Origin of the sequence: Candidatus Protochlamydia sp. W-9, from assembly GCF_001950615.1 — a bacterium.
Classification (GTDB): domain Bacteria; phylum Chlamydiota; class Chlamydiia; order Chlamydiales; family Parachlamydiaceae; genus Protochlamydia; species Protochlamydia amoebophila.
Genome location: NZ_BCPZ01000159.1, coordinates 65,430 through 84,731 on the forward strand (window position 1 = coordinate 65,430; position 19,302 = coordinate 84,731).

A 19,302-nucleotide genomic window follows, 5' to 3' on the forward strand; every position below is an offset into this window, starting at 1 on the left:
TGTGTAAGGATTGAATTTTACAGTTTCATAAAATCTGCATTGTAAGGACATTACAAACACAAAAAAACCGCAAATTTTTTATTCTTAAAGAGAATATATTATATCAAAAATACTCTTTCCTCTAAACAATTTTAATGTCTGAAGCAAGATAAGAAAGCTGGGATATATATTATTGAAAAAATAGTAATCGCTTAATTTTTCATTTTATCTAAAATAAACCATAAAAATTAAATCAATTACAGAAGGTTTAATTAATAAATCAGTTTGATTTAAATTATCAGAGAAAATAAAATATTCCTCATAATTAACTTTATGAGTAACAAATCAATGACAACTCTTGCAAACTTTATATCTGACAGTTGGAATAATTTCTATGAACTAAATGTCTCCTATTATCATTCTCCGGAAGTAAATATAGAAGCTAATATTCATGATTATTCTTTTGACTCTCGCGAACCTGAGCAAGCAAAACTAGTTGCAGACATTTTAGATTTCCATCTTGAAGTCAATGGTGCTAAAATCGGAGATTTTCTAAAAAAATCCTCTATTATTACCCCTCTAGACAGATATCTGCTTAAACAAAATCAATTTGAACTTTACTCATCTTGCGATGATGTAGCAGGAGTTGTTCTTGGACATCCTCTGATTCCTAATTTTCTCATCAAACAAAATTTTTCTATCACGACTTCTTTTGCACATCAAGGATCGGGAAAAATATTTAGATTTTGTTCTGCTGCCCGCGTTCCTTTTTGGCTTTGTCGATTTAAAGACTGGTTTTCACAAGATCGAACGAAAAATATCCGAGTTCCCAATGATGTGTTAAACCCTTTACGGGTTGTAACAATGAAAAAAGCTAGACAATACATAAAAAAACAGCATCTAGATCGGATTGAAGCGTGTAAAGAATACTTATTTCGCCTTCCTGATACCGCAACAAATGCACCAATTCATAAGAAATATGTTGTCATATCAAAAAAAGTTTCCATTCTCAATCCATATGACAATATCCAAAAATTTATTGATTTAGCAAAAAACAATCCAAATGAACTAGCTGAAATTCTTAAACAAGTATGTTTAGTTATTAAACACACGCATCTAACAGACATGCATATCAATAACATTCGATTTGCAGGCGATGGAAGTAATAAAGTTTATCTATTTGACGGCGAGCCAATTGGAGGTCTTACAGATATTTCTGAACCAGACGTCAAGAAATTATTTAAAGGAACTGACTTTGCCTTCTTTCCTATTTTAGGTATGAGAGTTTTACAAGAATCTTTGAAAGTTGCTTTTTCTGATTATTGCTTTAAAAATAGAGACTACTATGAAGTTCAAAATATTTTTGACAAAGTAATTGATCCCATTGTTGAGTCTATTACTCAAGATAGAATCCGTTATTATACCAAAATCATTATCAGTATTATCTGTCCAGCCGTTCCTTTATGTGTTATTGCTCGCGGCATATCTAATTATGTAGTTAATCATTTCCGCAGTAATAATCTCATATTTTTTTTAGCTCATGATCGCTTAGTCAATTCCATCTGAATCAAATCCCTTAGAGTTTGTCGAGCTTGCCTCAAGTCCTGATCAGTCCAAGCTTCAGGAAGCAAACAATAAGATTGTTGTTTTATTGCACTAGTAACTTCTTGATTTTTAAGAACATTTTTTAATAATTCTTCTGGCAACAAGGCTAAAGAAAGACTTCCTTGGTGTAATAATCCTTGTTTGGTTCTTCTTTGTGCAGCGCCCCCTACCTTTTTTTCATCAATAATTAAATCGTACTGGGTAGGTTTCGCCATACAAAATCCTTGATAATCAGCTTCATGAGATGAAATTTTAGATAAAAGCACAGGAGTCGCTTGTTTATCTTTAAAACCTGCAATTGCATGCGCAATCTGACGATTTACAAGGGCATAATTTTCTAAGGTGTTAACAGAATAACCTGGATAACTACTTGGCAATAACACAGAAAACGCGAGATCGGTTAAATGAAAAATAATCCCACCTCCAGTAGGACGGCGGGCTAAACCGATCTGATAATTTTGTAATGCCTCTAAATTCAAATATTTTTGCGGATCAATAAAATAACCGTAAGTCAAACAAGGAGCACTCCAATCATAAAGATGGAGAATAGGAAGACTTTCTTGCTGAAGATTTTTTAGTAATTCTTCATCTTTAGCCATAATGGCTTGCGGAGACAATTTGCCAGAATCAATTAGTTGCCATTCCACGAGATTAAACTCTAACGATAAACGATCGGATGTAATCGATCGTTCAATTTATCATTAAAAATATATCCTAATTGTTTAAGAAAATGAGTATGAGGATCACTTACCTGTAATTGATAATGAGAATGGATTTGCGTATAAACAATTAGAAAATAACGATAAGCAGAATGCGCATAAAAATTACGCCAATTCACTAGAGCGTTTGGATTAAAATAAATAGCATGGCCTGCTTGCCTTGAATAAATATCTATTCCTTCAATAGAGAATTGCTCTTGCGAAAAAAGCTCACCTTTTTCTCCAAGACATATCATTAAACCACAAAGGACGCCACTTACGCCACTAATCGATTCTAAACTTAGAGATTGTTCAAGAAATTGTGCATAAACTCTTTGTGGTTTAGAGCTAAATTTAGTTTGGTAATGAGCTGGGAATAACTGGTCATATCCTAAACGCAAAGGTTTTTTTTCAATTAATTCAGAAGCTATTTCAGCAAATTTTGGCTGGCAAACGATTTTTTTTAGCTCTTCATTTGATCGCCACAAATCTCTTCCTTGAGAAAATGCGCATTCAGAAGAAAGAAGTTTTAGACGTTGAGGAGTCACCTTTAAACGTTCAGTCAAAACTTGATCTATTGCCCGATTGACAGTTGATACTTGTTCTTCTGATAAAAAATCTTCAAATTCTATCAAACCATTTTTTTGAAAAAAATCTCTATGTTCTTTAGCAATAGCAAATTTCATAAAATAAAATTATAATAATGAGGTAATATAATGCGTTCAATTATAAGTGACTAACTGAATCGAATAAGGCTAGCAGAAAAAAGGATTGTTGCCTAGAATACTTTACATGAATCCAATTGAACACGTAATTAGACAATCTCCTGCCATTGAAGCCAAGTTAGGCTATACTTTTAAAGACCCACAACTCCTCGTGCTTGCATTTGTACATCGTTCATTTATCAATGAAAATCGAGAAGTTAACCAACACAACGAACGTTTGGAGTTTTTAGGAGATTCTGTACTGGGTATGTTAATTTCCGATTATCTTTATTGCAAACTCCCCAAAACTCCAGAAGGACAACTTTCTTATTTACGCTCTCGCCTCGTCGAAGCCAGCTCGTGTGTGCATTACATTCAATCCCTAGATTTAAGTGGCTATTTACTACTTGGAAAAGGAGAACGTATGAATGATGGAAGAGGTAGAGAATCTATTTTGGCAGATTTATTTGAAGCTATCATTGGAGCCATTTACTTGGATGGAGGTCTCCAAGCAGCAAAGGATTTTCTTTTTAAAAACTTCAATCAGCATATTGAAATAATATTAGCGACCCCTTTACGTAATTGGAAAGCTCTATTACAAGATTATTGCCAAAAAAATTATCAACAAACCCCTCTATATCAAGTTTTACACGAATCAGGTCCTGATCATAGTAAAGTTTTTCAAATTTCTGTTTGGATTCAAGATAGAGAATTAGGTAGAGGAAAGGGAACATCCAAAAAAGAAGCTCAGCAAGCTGCCGCTGCTGATGCTCTTTCACGAGTTGAACTTCCTTAATGTTTTTCTTAAAGGTACGTTTAAATGGCTAAGCAAAAAACTGTCTGGTATTGCTCTGAATGTGGGCACAAGCAACTTAAATGGTTAGGACAATGTCCTTCGTGTACAAACTGGAATACTTTTCAAGAAGAATTAGAATTATCTTCTCTCCCTAAACGTTTTGAGTCCCAAACCGCTATTACAACCCGCCCCATCAAATTGAAAGAAGTAAAACTCCAAGAAACACCACGTATTCAAACGGAGATGGGAGAATGTGACCGTTTATTAGGAGGAGGTCTTGTTCCGGGTTCGCTCACTTTAGTGGGAGGTGATCCAGGTATTGGAAAATCCACGTTGATGCTACAACTTTCTTATGCTTTAGCCAAGCAAGGACTTATTGTCTTATATATTTGTGGAGAAGAGTCTGTTGATCAAACTTCTTTAAGAGCTAATCGATTGGGCATTCAAACAGATAATCTATTTTTACTTTCGGAAACCAATTTCTCTTCAATAAAATCCCAAATCGATCAACTCAACCCTGATGTTTTAATCGTCGATTCGATTCAAATCGTTTATAAAAGCGAAATTACTTCAGCTCCAGGATCTGTGACACAAGTACGTGAAACCACAACAGAGTTTATGCATTTAGCTAAAGGACGTGGGATTTCAACATTTTTAATTGGACACGTCACAAAATCTGGCGAAATTGCAGGTCCAAGAGTTTTAGAACATCTGGTGGATACTGTTCTTTATTTTGAAGGCGATAAACAACACCATTATCGAATGATTCGAGTTGTTAAAAATCGCTTTGGTCCTACAGATGAAATTGCTGTCTTCCAAATGAAACAATCAGGGCTGGTTGAAGTACCCAATCCTTCCGAAATTTTTTTAGAAGAACGAAGAAAAGATAGCATAGGATCTGTCATCATCCCTACGTTAGAAGGCTCTCGCCCTATTCTTATTGAAGTACAAGCTTTGGTGACGCAAACAGTCTTTAGTACTCCTTCACGAAGATGCACAGGATTAGATCAAAATAGACTTGCTCTACTACTTGCTGTGCTTGAAAAAAGGATGGGATATCAACTTCATAAATGTGATGTTTTTGTTTCTGTCGCAGGAGGTCTAAGAATTATGGAACCTGCCATCGATCTAGGCCTTCTTTTGGCTTCGGCTTCTTCAATGCGTAATTCAATCATTGACCCCGAAACAACTGTCGTTGGAGAAGTGGGTTTGGGAGGCGAGATACGAAGCGTTCCGAGAATTGAAAGTCGACTTAAAGAAGCCATTCATATGGGATTTAGACGTTGCATTATCCCTAAAAGAAATGCTAAAGGAATTGCTGAAGATATTCTTCGAAAGATTGTGGTACAAGGCGTAGAATTTGTTGAGGAAGCGATCGATGCTTTACTCAAATAATTTTCAACCTTCTATCTCTGTCGGGGCTCGTTCTTCACCACTCTCACGTGCGCAAGTACAAGAGATTTTAAAAGCACTTAGATCTTTTTATCCTTCTATAGAATTTACCATTTCTTATTTCGACACAATAGGTGATCTGGATCAAAAAACTTCATTGAGAGACCTTGATAAAACCAATTTTTTTACCAAAGAAATTGATGAAGCTATTCTTCAAAAAAAGTGTCAAATTGGCATCCATTCGGCAAAAGATCTCCCTGATCCAATTCCAGATGGTCTTCAACTTATTTGCCTAACAAAAGGTGTCGACTGCAGTGATGTTTTAGTCTTGCGCGATGGAGAAACCTTACAAACCCTTCCTCCTCACTCACGGATTGCGACTTCTTCTATAAGAAGAGAAAATGTAGTCAAATTATTAAGAAACGATTTCATTTTTTTTGATTTGAGAGGCACCATTGACCAAAGACTAGCTTTGCTTGAAAAAAAACAGGCAGACGGTGTTGTAGTAGCTGAAGCTGCACTAATCCGGCTGGGTTTAACGCATTTGAATCGTATTCGCCTACCAGGAACAACGGTAGAAGGTCAAGGCCAACTGGCCATTATCGCACGAAAAGACGATGCAAGCATGCAAACTCTTTTTGCCTGCTTAGATGTGAGAAAAAATTGAGAAAAATCTTATACACAGGCTTAAATCCCGCTCATTATCACTCCACTGACCAATTAACTCATTGTCCTTTAATCAAGATCATTCCTCGCCCTTTGACTGATCCCTGCATTCAAAAAGCTTTTCGCGACTTTCACCTTTTTACCCATCTGATTTTTACTTCTAAAACGAGTATTCATCTCCTACATGACCATCTTTCTCATTTCGGTTTATCATTAGATGATTGGAAATCTAAAACTTCGATAGCTGTTGGTCAAGTCTCGGGATCTCATTTGCGAGCCCTTGGTATTCAACCTGCGCTAATTGCTAAAGAAGAAACGGCAGAGGGACTTATCATTGAATTGCATTCCCTTTCTCTTCAAAAAGCCAGCTTTTTTTGGCCCCATTCTGCCCAAGCTCGTTCTGTTTTAGTTGATTTTTTTACTGATCGTCAATTGAATTATTACGCTTGCCCTTTTTATGATACTCAATTTCGGCAACCTGAATCCATCCCTTCATTAGAACAATTTGACGAAATAGTTTTTACAAGTCCTTCAACTGTTCACGCTTTTGCAAAAATATTTGGCTATTTCCCTATCGACAAAAAATATATCACAATTGGTCCGATTACTCTACAATGCCTTCAAACTTACATACCTCAACTGAACAGTTGATTTTTGGCCATTTTTAAGTCTCATTTATTGCTTAATTTTCTCTATTTGTTCAAAATAATATTATTTTAACCAAATGCAAGTTTTGAATAAAAACTAATTTAAGCCTACTAATGAAATAAACAAGTGCAAATTTCTTATTATAAAATGGTTAATTATTCCTCTCCATTAGAAAACGTTAACAACCAGCTAAATGCTTTTATAAGGAGTCCATATGAATCAACAAAAATCACAAGCTTATAAACTTCCCGATCTTTCTTATGATTTTAATGCTTTAGAGCCTGTCATTAGTGCAGAAATTATGTCTCTTCACTATAACAAACACCATCAAACTTATGTAACAAATTTAAATAAAGCTTTAGAACAGTATTTGGAAGCCGAAGCAAATAATGATTTATCTACAATGATTGCTCTTCAATCAGTCATTAAATTTAATGGAGGTGGGCATGTCAATCATTCGATTTTTTGGACAAATCTTATTCCAAAAAATAAAGCTGAAGGAATGGCACCAGAGGGAATTTTAGCTGATGCGATTAATAAAGAGTTTGGATCTTTACAAACTCTAATTGAACAATTAAGTGCGAAAGCAGTCGCTATTCAAGGCTCTGGTTGGGGTTGGCTCGGCTATGATAAAGCTAAAGATCGTTTAACTCTTGCCACTTGTGAAAACCAAGATCCCCTCTCTACAAAAGGCCTCATTCCTTTACTCGGTATTGATGTTTGGGAGCATGCTTATTATTTACAATATAAAAATGTCCGAGCTGATTACGTAAAAAATATTTGGAACATCATTAATTGGAAAAACGTAGCGGAAAGATACCAAGCTGCTAAAAGTCAATAATTTTTTTTAATTTTTATTGCAGTTAAATTTCTAAAAACGCTCTCAATAAAACATTCGAAAATTAGCTAGATCATTGGCTAATTTTCGAATTCATATAGAAAAGCTCTTGAGTTATACAAGATAGTTTATTAAGATAATTGAAATCATATATATATCTACCCAAATTTTCAATAAATACTATATTTCTTATAAAAATTAATTGAGATACCAACGATGGGATTATTCTCTCGGGACAAGCCAAAAATTAAAATCCAAACCACCAAAAAGGATGGGTTTAGTGGATGGTTAAAATGCACGCATTGTAATGAACTAATCCACGCTAATGAATTAGAACAAAATAGCAACTGCTGCCCAAAATGTGATTATCACTATCGTCTTTCAACTGAAGATCGTATTAAAAGCTTAAGTAATCCTAATACTTTTAAACCGTTATTTCAAAACTTACAACCTGTTGACACTCTTAATTTTGTTGATACAGAACCCTATCCCAAAAGACTTGAAAATGCTCAGGAAAAATCGACTAGCAATGAAGCTGTTGTTGTCGGTACGTGTATGATAAATAAACATAAAATTGCTCTAGGAGTCTTAGATTTCAGCTTTATGGGCGGCTCCATGGGATCTGTCGTAGGTGAACGGCTCACACGTCTAATTGAACATGCTTTAAAAGAAAAACTTCCTTTAATTATTGTTTCGACCTCTGGCGGAGCTCGTATGCAAGAGTCAATTCTATCTCTTATGCAAATGGCCAAAACCTCAGGAGCACTTGCCAAGTTACATGAAGCGCGTATCCCCTATATTTCTGTTTTAACGAACCCAACAACTGGGGGCGTGACAGCCTCTTTTGCTTCTTTAGGTGATATTATTGTTGCAGAACCTAATGCTTTGATTTGCTTTGCAGGTCCAAGAGTTATTGAACAAACTATCGGACAACGACTCCCTTCAGGAGCACAAAAATCAGAATTTTTACTTGAGCATGGAATGATCGACTGTATCGTCAAACGGCCTGAACTCAAACCAAAATTAGCCGAACTTATTGACTTTTTAAAAGGAAATTTTTCTGAAGAAAATGAGCCTTCTCTCACTCCTAAAAATTTAATTAAAAAAACTTCTCCTTCAAAAGATAAAAATTAAGTATTTTCATGACCCAATCTTATTCAAATACGTTGACTATTCCTACTTTAATTGAAAATGAAGAGCTACTTCCCTTCTATATGACTCCCGGAGCAGCAGGAGCAGATGTTAAAGCCTATTTGAAAGAGTCGCTAGAGATTCCTCCCGGACAGTCTGCATTAATTCCCACAGGCATGCGATTGGCTATTCCTGAAGGTTATGAAATTCAAGTTCGCCCGAGAAGTGGTTTAGCGTTGAAACATCAAGTGACAGTTTTAAATACTCCTGGAACGATTGATGCAGACTATCGAGGAGAAATTAAAATTATTTTAATTAATCATGGAACTAACGCATTTATTGTTGAACCTGGAATGAGAATTGCTCAATTAGTTCTAGCTCAAGTCTTACGAGCAAATTTTGTTTTATCCAAAGAATTAGAATCTACTCAACGAGGAGTGGGAGGATTTGGCCATACCGGTTAAGCCTTCTGAGATTGAACATGAAAAAAAAGCCTATTTCTAACTATCTCGATTCTAATTTGGTCGTTTTTTTAAACACTCCTACACGCAATGAAGCTTTAAGAGAGCTTGTTCATGTCGCTTATGAATCAGGCAAATTGGATAATGAAGAATTATTCTACCAAGCAATTATTGAACGAGAAAAAATTGTTTCTACTGGTATTGGAATGGGGGCTGCTATTCCACATGCTAAACTCCCTTCCTATGATCGGTTTTTTATTGTGATTGGAATTCTTCAAAAAGCTGTCGAATGGCATGCTTTAGATGGCGGACCTGTTCGTCTTATTTTTCTGATTGGAGGACCCGATGATAAACAAACCGAATATTTACAATTATTATCTAACTTAACTCAAGCTATTAAAAATGAAGAGAGAAGAAAGAAATTATTGACTCTTTCAAATCCAAAAGAAATTATTGAATTATTTCAAGAGACTTAAAGCTTGCTAAATAAAACCATTCATTGAATAATTAGAAAAGAAATAATTTTAATTTTGTTGTAGATTTTTTTGTGCTATTCGTTGAACTAAAAATGAAAATCTACGGTTAGTTTGTTGATAAAGTTGTATGCCTAATAATAATAATCCATCAGGCAAAGCTTCTTGTGAACATAACCTAATGATTCATCTAATCTTTCTGCGAAGCTTAAAAAATCTCTTTGTCTTATATAAGTGTATAATCCGATAGATATAGTAAGAGTTTGTTTATTCCTATAAACATTCTCAAAATATTATTTAATAAATATTAAGTGAGGAAGTATGACCCAGGATTTAAAAATTAGGGATGTTGCCGATTTATTGAATGTATCAGAAACAACAATTCGTCGTTGGGTTTCAGATAGAAAAATCCCTTCTTATAGTATCAATAAGCATCATTATTTTTCTCGCACTGAAATAGAAAATTGGGTGATTTCTCATAAATTCGATAAAAACCAGAGTAATTCTCCATTTACACAATCAATCAAAACAACTGTTGCAGAAAAAAAACCTGCTACAGGTGGAAGTAAACAATTTAGTTTATTTAGAGCGATTCATAAAGGTGATGTTCTATACAATCTATCTGGTAAAACAAAAGAAGAAATTATTCGCAAGACAATGAAAAAAACAGCTAAAAACTTAAACGTTGACGCTGAAGTCATGACCGAATTATTATTAGATCGTGAAAATATGATGCCTACCGCTCTTAATAATGGCGTTGCAATTCCTCATACAAGGGATTCTTTACACGCCCAACATGATGCCATTGTTGTTGTATTTTTAGATAAACCTCTTGAATATGGCGCCTTAGATGGTAAACCTGTCAATACCTTATTTTTCTTATTTGCTGCAGATGATAAACGCCACCTACATTTATTAGCTAAAATTGCTCATTTAAGCAGCCAACCAAAAGCTTTAGAATTTTTTAAAACAAAACCCTCTAAAGATAAACTACTAGCTTTTATTAAAGATTGGGAAAGTCAAATTTCACAAATCGTTTAATCTTTAAGTTCATCAATTGCTATCTTTCTTTTTAAAGGTTCCTTTCAACTAATTGAAAAGGAACCTTTTTTATTTAATAATAATTAATATTCAAATTAATGTATTTTCAATTTAAAACGTTATTTCAATACCAATTAACTAACTAACAAAAGTGGCCTTGATAACCTAAATTTTGGGTTTTTAGACAACCATTGACAACAGGCGATGTTGTTCTGTTAAGTTAATAGATGGCTTTTTTAGGTTGGTAAGTATAAGCGGGCAATCCCAGTCAATCGATTAATTAAAAAATTCCCGGCATCTCTGTGGTGTGTCTGTTCAATCTGAGAAATATTTTTTAATGGATCATTGACCTTCACAATGATAGTTCGTTTTCTAAGAATTTTGTCTATCAACTTCATCAGCGTCTGCTTCCTATTCGATCTTATGGTCGTCAATCGTTCAAGGACTTGTTTCAAAAGCCTCTTTGAAAGCTCTTTCGAAATAACTCCTTATCACCAAATAGCTTCCCAAAAATTCCTTTCGGCAAGGCTTCGGCAATAGAGACATCAGCAGCATGTCCAGTTAATCCGAAAAACCATCCTGAAGTTGTTTTTCCCCTCTTTGTCAAATCTTTAAAGACCTGATTCCTCTTCATGCGCTTATAATAGCAAACATCTATTGATGGAAAATCAATAAAAGCAATTCCTGTGACTTTCTCCCCTTCTGTCTAAAAGATAAGCAAATAAAGGAACAAAAAAATTCTTCTCTAAATAAACAAACGACTAGCACTCATTGAGTTTGAAAATTCTTTGCCAATAACATATTCATAAAAGTGCTTAACTATTTGATCATTCGATTGATGAAATAAAAGAATAATTGATATCCTCTCTGATATCAATCATTCAAGTTGAAGTCCTCGCTTTGTTTTGCCATGGTCAATTACCTGAGTTTCTTCATTCTTTGGTTAAATCTTCATAAATAATTTTTCAAATTTTAATTTGATTAGGCTGCTTTTTTATTGTATCTTTACAACGTGAATTTTTCTTAAACCAAAGGATAGTCAAATCATGCAAAACCCTTCTTCTATCTCAACTTATCCTATCTCAACAGCAACTTTTAGTGATCAACCATCGAATTTCCGGTACTTAGATAGACTCGATGAGATTACGGCTACTATCACAAAGAAAAAATATTCCCAAGCCGTCAAACAATTTAATGTTTTTATGGCCTATTTGCCACCTCAGGTGGAAAAAGAAGTGCTGAAAAAGGCTTTTGTATCTCTCTTCGCACTCATCCCTGTTATTGAAGCACCTCAAAAGATAGAAGAAAGCATACGTCTCTTGCTCAATTTGGCGGCAAATCCGTGTTTTGCAGAAGATCAACAGCTGCTAGCTACCGAGCTAGCCAAGTGGCACTATAAAAAAGGAAAAGAAGAGGAGCAAGAGAATAAACAACTTACCTATTTCATGGATGCCATTCACTATGTAGGAAAGGCTCAGACCATTACAGAGGCCTCCGAAGAACTTCAACGATTAGCTTCTCGCCTTTTCAAAGTCGCTTCAGCGTCCCTCGCCGTTTTTAAACAGTGCTTAGAAATAGCGGTGGGGAAAAACGATAGCCAACAAGTCCTGCAACTTGTTACCAATCTTGAAATACGCTTTGAACCGATTTGCTGCCTGGGCGAAAAGCGTGCTTTGATTAAATTATTCTATAAACAAGTGCAGGCAGTTGTTTCGCACACGTTAATAACGAGGGGACCAGAGCGGATAAAGGCAAGTGGACTGCATACTCTAGATGAAATGATGCAGCATTACTTAATAAAGAATGACTCTCTTTCTACTGGCTGTTTTATCACGGCTAAATATCGAGAAAAACTGAGTATTTATCGAGAAAGTTTTCGCACGTTATATCAGACGATCGATCTGCAAAAATTCACGATAGAAGAAGTGCGCGCTTTGCAAAGAGAAGTTTCCGCGCACTTGCTCTCTTTTCTGCACGCTTTAGTTGAGGATGCCATTGCCATTTTAGGAGATCCTCCTTGCTTGTATGATTTACGGGTAATGGGATCTTTAGCAAAAGAAGAGGCCTGCCCCTATTCAGACTTGGAATGGTGTATTCTCATTGAAGAGATTGAGTATCAACCTTACTTTGTGAAATTAGCCCGCCTGTTAGAACTACAAATAATAGCTTTAGGAGAAGATCCGGCGCAAGGATTGCCCGTTTTTACTTGCATTGGAGCTAAACACCGCTCCGGTTTTCATATCGATTCTGGCGGCAACCCAGCTGTTGTCACTGATCTTATCAACACTCCCGATGGATTGGCCCAAATGCAAAAAATGGAGGAGTATTCCTCAACTTCTCATAGTAATACGCTGCGCAAAACAATTTCTTTTCACCAAAATACCCCTAAACTCCTTGAACTCTACCAAGAACAAATGTGCATCTATCTCGATGAAGAGTTGCCGCAAGCAAAAGAAATCAGACGCAAATGTCAGGCGGTAAAGCTGCTAACGGATCGTCTGCAAACCTATGAAGAGATTTGGTACCACCCCTTTAAAGAAAAGGTTATTGATTTAAAAAAGAACTACACAGAGCTGCTCCATCACCTTTTAAATGATTTATCTCTTTATTTCGGCATCGAAGAAGCCAACACACTTGATCTTATTGACGCCCTCGTAAAAAAAGGCATTTTTACAGCCGAAAGTGGTTATTTATTGCAAGAAGCGGTGGCAGCCGTTTACCTGAAAAGAGTGGGTCTTCATTTTACTTGTGAGGAACAAAAAGAAGAGGTTAGTCTAGAAAATCCTCTTAGTGAGCAAGAGGTTCTGGCAAAGATTTGTTGGCTTGTATTGCGCCCTCTTTACCGTAAATTAAAGTTTTGCCTCTCCAACCCAGACTCTCGTCAATTCAACTCTGGCATTTTTAAGTTAGACACTCATTTTCGACACATTGACCTTTTGAATGATGCGTGTCATGGAGAGGAGATGCATCCCAATGCAATAGAAAATCTCAAGTCATGGATCGCTCATTTCGTGCATCATCTCGTTTCTAGACAACAAGCTAATGCGCCTGATCCGGATCAACAAGTTTGGAAGAGGCATAAAGATTGCTACCAAAGGCTTTCTCGGATAACCTTCGCGGAACCTCTAAGAGAAATCTATCTTAAAGTCTTAGGTAGCTATCCCCCGAAGGAAAACTTGGCTGCCTTAAGCGCCCATCTCGCCTCTATTCCCAATCCAAGTGGAGTTAGACAAAGCCACCGTTTAGAAGAAGAGCAGTTCCAACAAGCGATTCTAGCGATGACAACTGACCATCCAGAAGGCCTCTTTCAAGCCAAGATCCGCTGCCCGGCAGTGCCACATACACGGTATCTCAAGCAAGCCGTTTGTGAACAAATTTTAGAGGAAACGGGAAACCTCAAACGGCAATATGAAAGCTTTCACCCCGTTGCAAGCGCCTCTTATGGCAGCTACCAGTTGCATTTTAAACAAAAACCAACCCATCCTCTGCTGGAATATGCCATCCATGCACTGACGGCACGCATTGCGGGGCATCAGAGTCCTCCAACTGAACTGGCACGCTTTGAAGTCGAAGTGAAAGGAAAAACAAGGATCTATCCCGTTTTGATTTCCAAAACAATACAAGGACAGACGTTGGAAAATGTTGACCAATTAGACATCAAACAATTGACCTGGGCTTGCCTTTGTGCCGTATTGACGCGGCCAGGGGATGGCCGCTTTTCGAACTATGTCGTCGAAGAACAGACGCAGCGTATTTTCTGCGTGGATAACGATGTTTCTTTTGTCGAACCTGTCATCCACCATTTCCTCGGCCATAAGGTCCATTTTTCCTCCGCTCTTTTTTGCTTACATGCTAAATACCGTCTAGATCCTGAAGTATTGCAAGCGTTTCTCGGTTTAGATCCTAATCTCATCCTCAATAGTTGGCTTGAAGATTTAATCCAAAAAGACGAAAACTATCGTTCCCTTCACCTCTTTACCCCCGAAGAGGAAAAAATTTTATATGAAATAAACCCGCAAGATTGTTTTAAAGGAACGCTTCTTTTGCGCAGCGGAACGGTAACGAATCTATTCATTCAATTTTACCATCTGCAAGACTGCTTGCGCCAAGCCTTAACAAACAAAAAGAAGCTTACAGCTATTGATCTTTTATCCTATCTCGTCAGCTTGCGTGACAGTCAAAAGCAAACCCTAGATCGCTGGGTTCATCATAAATATAAGCAAGCCGTTGCTAGCAGTTTAGATCCCAAACAGAGACTACAACAAGCCATCAATCGCAATGTAGAGATTTCTCTCACTTCCGCCCAAGCCGACGCAGCCAGCTTTGGCAAGCCCCCGACGTTTGAAGAAATCCAACAACGTGAAGAATACTCTCCTGAAAAAGCCCAAAGCGAACTTTTTACGTTTACATTAAGCCGTTGCACCTCAAATATTGCGTTCGGGACAAACAAAGAAGAAGAATGGATTGAAGCAGATTTTAGAAAGATGGTTAAAGGAAAAACAATTGATCGAGAGCGGCAACGCTTTGTGTTACATGCCTTAATCTTTTTAATGAACAATAAAGATCTTAAACCCCGAAAAGTCACTCTGATGAACTGCGCCGTTTTAGATCTGACCACGTTAAAACCTTTCTTGCATGTTGAACTCGACTATTTAAATGTAAGCGGATGCCCACTTATTAAATTAGAAACCCTTCAAGAAATTGAAAAGTGCTCTCCTAACCTCAAAACGCTCTATTTAAACCGTTGTCCTCAGCTTCACGCGCTTGAAAAATCAAACTTTCCCTTCGCATCGATCTATTTGCAATTTGCCAAATTAGAAGAATTGCAAATTAGAAGGTGCAAGGCACTTGTCTCGATTCAACTAGATGCTCCTCTTTTACACACCTTAAAAGCCGATAAAAATCCCCATTTAAAAATGCTCTTTTTCAAAACAACGGCTCCGTATGTCAAAGGAAGTTTTACAAGATGTCCAGCCTTAGATCTAAAAAAAGCCAAAGAAGAGGGAGTGCGTAGAGTCTTAAAAGAAATAAAAAATTTAGAAATTGACTCCGGAATATTACTCCAACTTTATATGAATGATCCTAAGTTCGCCTCTGTTAACCTTTCTAATCAGAAAATAAGTGATAGAGGAGCCGAAGCAATTGCTCAGGCTCTTGCTTTTAATACGGCTCTTAGGGTACTTAGACTTGATAATAACTTAATAAGCGATAAGGGAATGGAAGCTCTTGCTCGCGCTCTTGCTTTCAATACGGATCTGAGGGTACTTTATCTTGATAGTAACCAAATAGGTGATAAGGGAATGGAAGCCCTTGCTAGCGCTCTTCCCGCCAATAAGGCTCTTAGGGAACTTTTTCTTAACACAAACCAAATCAGCGATAAGGGAATGGAAGCTCTTGCTCGCGCTCTTCCCGACAATAAGGCTCTGAATGCACTTTATCTTGATGGTAACCAAATCAGCGATAAGGGAATGAAAGCTCTTGCTCGCGCTCTTCCCGACAATAAGGCTCTGAATGCACTTTATCTTGATGGTAACCAAATAAGTGATAAGGGAGTGAAAGCTCTTGCTCGCGCTCTTTCTGTCAATACGACTCTACGTATACTCTCTCTTAAAGAAAATCAAATAAGTGATAAGGGAATGAAAGCTATTGCCTCCAATAATACTCTTATACTACTTTATCTTGATGGTAACCAAATAAGTGATAAGGGAATGGAAGCGTTTGATTACAATCCTGTCATTTAGGAAGTTCTGGCTAATGATAATATAATAAGCAATAGGAGGTTATAAACAATTAATCAAACTCTTAACTTCAATGTAGCTTCTATTCTTGTAAATTTCTGTCTTAGCAATAAAGAATCTCTAACGACATCTACAGTTTTTGTGAGTAGTTACATTCAGATTTTTACAGGAAAATCTAGGGCGATTGGTTATAGCGTTGGCTTGGGTTTTCACTTATTTGTGATGAAAGCATCCCTTAGATTGGACCCTATCAAAACAAGCAATTTCTTTTAAATCAAATTTTTTTACCCAAAAAACAAATAGTTATAATTTTAATCATTTTAATTAGAATAAGTTGTTTAACTGTTTATCCGGAAAGCTGAATGGATGGCTTATTAAAAATTTTATTGTTTTGGTAGATGATTAGCTGAGTCTAGTTTTCCAAAAGGCTTCCTAAAATGGAACAGCGACACATTAGCGATTTAATCGGCTTAAAGGATACACACTATTTTGGTGGGCTTGTCCTACCAAGTTTGCTTTTAATTACGTGCTTTAAAGATAAGTTAAATTTTAGATCTATATCTTTATACCATTTAACAGAACAACATCGCCTGTTGTCAATCGCTACCTAAAACCCAAAATTCTAGTTGATAGCATTCTTTTTAAACATTTGTAACTTTAATTATTCCTATCCTTTTAGAACTTATGCTTTATCAAGATAAAACAAATTAGCTTCATAAATAAGGAACTGCGGTCTCCAAAAATCAAATGAATAGGATTAATTTGAAGAGCGTATTACAAGTTTAACATATTTAAAATAAGAAAGTTTGTTAAAGTTGTTTCAAACAAGAGCCATTGAACTGCATAGAGTTTCTTGAGAAGAATCAAATTCTAGGATTAATTATCTAAAAATGAATTTTACAAAAAATATTTATTTAAATGGATATCGAAACTTTAAGAGATAACTAAAAGGTCAATATTGGGGGTAAGAACTTCAGAAACTTCTTGCACAATATTACCTCTGAGCATCTGTAACAACGTACTGTGTCGTGGCCTACCTAAAATAACTCTAGACACTTGCAGTTTTTCGGCCATATCGACAATTGAGTTAACCGGTGAAGCACTCACAACATAAAGAAATTTAATTGTCATTTCATGAGAGCTTTCTTTTGCATAATCAAAAATTCGGCAAGCCTCATGATCATCAAGCCAAGTTCGATCTTTATCTTCATCTGTCACAATTTTTTGTTCCCTAATAAACAAGATATAAAGAGGTTGACCCTGTTTTTTGGCTTCTTGAAGAGAAAAATTTAACGTTTTGCCTATGGTTCGAACAGCACATAAAATTGCTCCATGATGTAAAGAAGCTCGCGTATCATCAGTGTATAGTGAGGCATGCTTTAGGGTTACCTTTTTTGATGCCCACTGTCTTTGCCGATGTTCAATCACCAATGCGCGTAACACTAAACCAACAGCCATGATATAAATCGCAAACAAGCGAGCGTTAGGTTTATCTATCAAAAGAGTGATTTCAATGATAATCATCACAAAAAATGTTAACAACATGAAACTTCTCTCCCATTTACTCATGGGAATTGTGGAATCATAAGCATTAACGCCTAGATTAGTCGCAATGGCTCCTACAAATCCCACAGCATAAAGATCTGCTAAAGCAGCAACATCATGTACAAAAATAAGAACAAACGAAGCAGCACCTGTTGCAATTAAGAGTGGAACAATAGGAACTCCAAAGGCATTAAGTTTTTGAAATACAGTGGGCATTTCTCCGTCACGAGACATCACAAACATTAATGAAATCAGGGCATTAATAGCAGTATTAACCGCAGAAAGGAGCAAAATGGCAAAAGCTAAGCTAATAGCATAGCCAACAAAATAACCAATCGACTCAGATCCCCATTGATTCGTTACAAAATAATTTCCCATATAACGAAGCATCGCATCACGAATATTGGTTCCATCAGGTGTCACAATATGACCATCAACAAACTGTAAATGTGGAATTGCATTCATGGCAAGGCCAAATAGACCTGTAAAAAGGCAAACTTCGATCATGACCCATAAAATAGCTTTTTTAGATGTCTGATGTACTGAAGGATGAGCATCTGAACTGCCTAAATCAAGCTTCATCACACCTGTTGTATTAGCAATGGCCTCTACACCCGATAATGCAACGATAATTCCCACAAAACTACTCCAGTTTTTGAGAATTCCCCCTTCAAGAGGTTTGATAGAATCAACCGCATCTTTCAAAAAAGGGAGAGACAAAAGGGCTAAAATAAGAACAGTGATAACAGTAAAAATAGCAATTCCTAAGGCAAGATTACCTGTATGGCGCGGCCCAAAAAAATTAAAAGCTCCAATGCACACAATAGAGCCGATTGCCCAATAAGCGGGATGCTCTACACCTAGGTATTCAAAACAAGATAAAGAACTTAGTCCTGCAGTGATGAGATAATCAGCAATTAAAAAAAAAGCTCCTATTAGAGCCAATACTTCCGATTTTCTTCTCGCTGAAGCATAAACTCCCCCTCCTGTGGGGCTAAATTTACAAATCGTAATATAGTTAATTCCTACAAAAGCAATTAACACACAAACAGCTAAAATCAGCCAAAATGAACTATAACCTGCTATCGCAAATGCCAATCCAATGACATAGGCTTTACTTGTTCCCCAGTCTCCATATAAGAGAGCTGCTGCTTGAAAAGGGCCAACGTTGCGAGGCCTTTTAGTAATGGATGTTTGCATGATGATATTTTATCAAGTTTAAAAAATTTTATCATAATCAAAAAAATATTGATTTGAAGTGTTTTTACATTTTTAAGTTGAAAATTGCAGCTGATAAAGATTTTTACCAATACCTCTTTGCCAATAAATACCTCTTTGACTGATTAGTCCTTGATGCGCTCTTTTTCAAACCTTTTCCTTCGGTTAACATGTCATCTTTAACCGTAAAAATCAATAGACTAGGATTAAAAAAAATTGATCTGTTTTAAATTATTAACCTGAATTTTGAATTTATCTCTTTGATAATAAATAAGAAGAATAAAATTTAAATGACAAAGGACCTCTGCATCATTTAAAACATTTGTTTTCCCAAGCTAATGTTTAATATGACATGAGAGGTCAAAATGG

At 36.2% G+C, this 19,302-nt stretch carries 15 protein-coding genes and 1 pseudogene; 12 read left to right on the forward strand and 4 right to left on the reverse strand.

What is annotated here, in order from left to right:
* Window positions 1-327 precede the first annotated feature (327 nt).
* Complete coding sequence (locus BU804_RS05480; protein ID WP_075883304.1) at window positions 328-1,545, forward strand: hypothetical protein; 1,218 nt, start codon at window positions 328-330, stop codon at window positions 1,543-1,545.
* On the opposite strand, the gene BU804_RS05485 is transcribed toward BU804_RS05480, so the two are convergent.
* The gene (locus BU804_RS05485; protein ID WP_075883305.1) at window positions 1,518-2,231 is read right to left on the reverse strand and encodes a lipoyl protein ligase domain-containing protein; all 714 of its coding nucleotides are present in this window, start codon (window positions 2,229-2,231) and stop codon (window positions 1,518-1,520) included. The two genes, BU804_RS05480 and BU804_RS05485, sit on opposite strands and share 28 nt — an antisense overlap.
* A gap of 11 nt (window positions 2,232-2,242) precedes the next feature.
* A complete protein-coding gene (locus BU804_RS05490) occupies window positions 2,243-2,968 on the reverse strand; it encodes a hypothetical protein (RefSeq protein ID WP_075883306.1) in 726 nt (241 codons plus the stop codon).
* 106 nt (window positions 2,969-3,074) lie between these two features.
* Between BU804_RS05490 and rnc the strand changes: the two genes are divergently transcribed.
* The 9 genes from rnc (at window position 3,075) to BU804_RS05535 (ending at window position 10,432) form a co-directional block, all read left to right on the forward strand.
* Window positions 3,075-3,782, forward strand: coding sequence for a ribonuclease III (rnc, locus tag BU804_RS05495; RefSeq protein WP_075883307.1), 708 nt, complete (start codon window positions 3,075-3,077; stop codon window positions 3,780-3,782).
* A 24-nt stretch (window positions 3,783-3,806) separates the two neighbouring features.
* Window positions 3,807-5,177 (forward strand): DNA repair protein RadA, encoded by a 1,371-nt coding sequence (gene radA / locus BU804_RS05500; protein WP_075883308.1) that lies wholly within the window; start codon window positions 3,807-3,809, stop codon window positions 5,175-5,177.
* Window positions 5,161-5,841, forward strand: coding sequence for a hydroxymethylbilane synthase (locus BU804_RS05505; RefSeq protein WP_226996141.1), 681 nt, complete (start codon window positions 5,161-5,163; stop codon window positions 5,839-5,841). Before radA ends, BU804_RS05505 begins: the two co-directional genes overlap by 17 nt.
* Window positions 5,838-6,491 (forward strand): uroporphyrinogen-III synthase, encoded by a 654-nt coding sequence (locus BU804_RS05510; RefSeq protein ID WP_075883310.1) that lies wholly within the window; start codon window positions 5,838-5,840, stop codon window positions 6,489-6,491. The genes BU804_RS05505 and BU804_RS05510 overlap by 4 nt, the downstream gene beginning before the upstream one ends.
* A gap of 211 nt (window positions 6,492-6,702) precedes the next feature.
* Window positions 6,703-7,329, forward strand: coding sequence for a Fe-Mn family superoxide dismutase (locus BU804_RS05515; protein ID WP_075883311.1), 627 nt, complete (start codon window positions 6,703-6,705; stop codon window positions 7,327-7,329).
* A gap of 213 nt (window positions 7,330-7,542) precedes the next feature.
* Window positions 7,543-8,460, forward strand: coding sequence for an acetyl-CoA carboxylase, carboxyltransferase subunit beta (accD, locus tag BU804_RS05520; protein ID WP_075883312.1), 918 nt, complete (start codon window positions 7,543-7,545; stop codon window positions 8,458-8,460).
* Between the two features lie 8 nt (window positions 8,461-8,468).
* Entirely contained in the window at window positions 8,469-8,921 is a 453-nt protein-coding gene (gene dut / locus BU804_RS05525) for a dUTP diphosphatase (RefSeq protein ID WP_075883313.1), read from the forward strand.
* A 17-nt stretch (window positions 8,922-8,938) separates the two neighbouring features.
* The gene (locus BU804_RS05530; protein ID WP_044044696.1) at window positions 8,939-9,394 is read left to right on the forward strand and encodes a PTS sugar transporter subunit IIA; all 456 of its coding nucleotides are present in this window, start codon (window positions 8,939-8,941) and stop codon (window positions 9,392-9,394) included.
* Window positions 9,395-9,712: 318 nt separating this feature from the next.
* Window positions 9,713-10,432, forward strand: a complete 720-nt coding sequence (locus BU804_RS05535) for a PTS sugar transporter subunit IIA (protein WP_075883314.1) — start codon at window positions 9,713-9,715, stop codon at window positions 10,430-10,432.
* A 180-nt stretch (window positions 10,433-10,612) separates the two neighbouring features.
* Here the strand turns inward: BU804_RS05535 and BU804_RS11260 are convergent.
* Window positions 10,613-11,372, reverse strand: a pseudogene (locus BU804_RS11260) (transposase); the annotation flags it as partial.
* 106 nt (window positions 11,373-11,478) lie between these two features.
* On the opposite strand from BU804_RS11260, the gene BU804_RS05550 reads away from it, so the two are divergent.
* Window positions 11,479-16,173: a putative nucleotidyltransferase substrate binding domain-containing protein gene (locus BU804_RS05550; protein ID WP_075883317.1), complete on the forward strand. Its 4,695-nt coding sequence runs from the start codon at window positions 11,479-11,481 to the stop codon at window positions 16,171-16,173.
* Window positions 16,174-16,607: 434 nt separating this feature from the next.
* A complete protein-coding gene (locus tag BU804_RS14695; protein WP_226996142.1) occupies window positions 16,608-16,781 on the forward strand; it encodes a hypothetical protein in 174 nt (57 codons plus the stop codon).
* Window positions 16,782-17,103: 322 nt separating this feature from the next.
* On the opposite strand, the gene BU804_RS05555 is transcribed toward BU804_RS14695, so the two are convergent.
* A complete protein-coding gene (locus BU804_RS05555; RefSeq protein WP_075883318.1) occupies window positions 17,104-18,915 on the reverse strand; it encodes an amino acid permease in 1,812 nt (603 codons plus the stop codon).
* Window positions 18,916-19,302 lie beyond the last annotated feature (387 nt).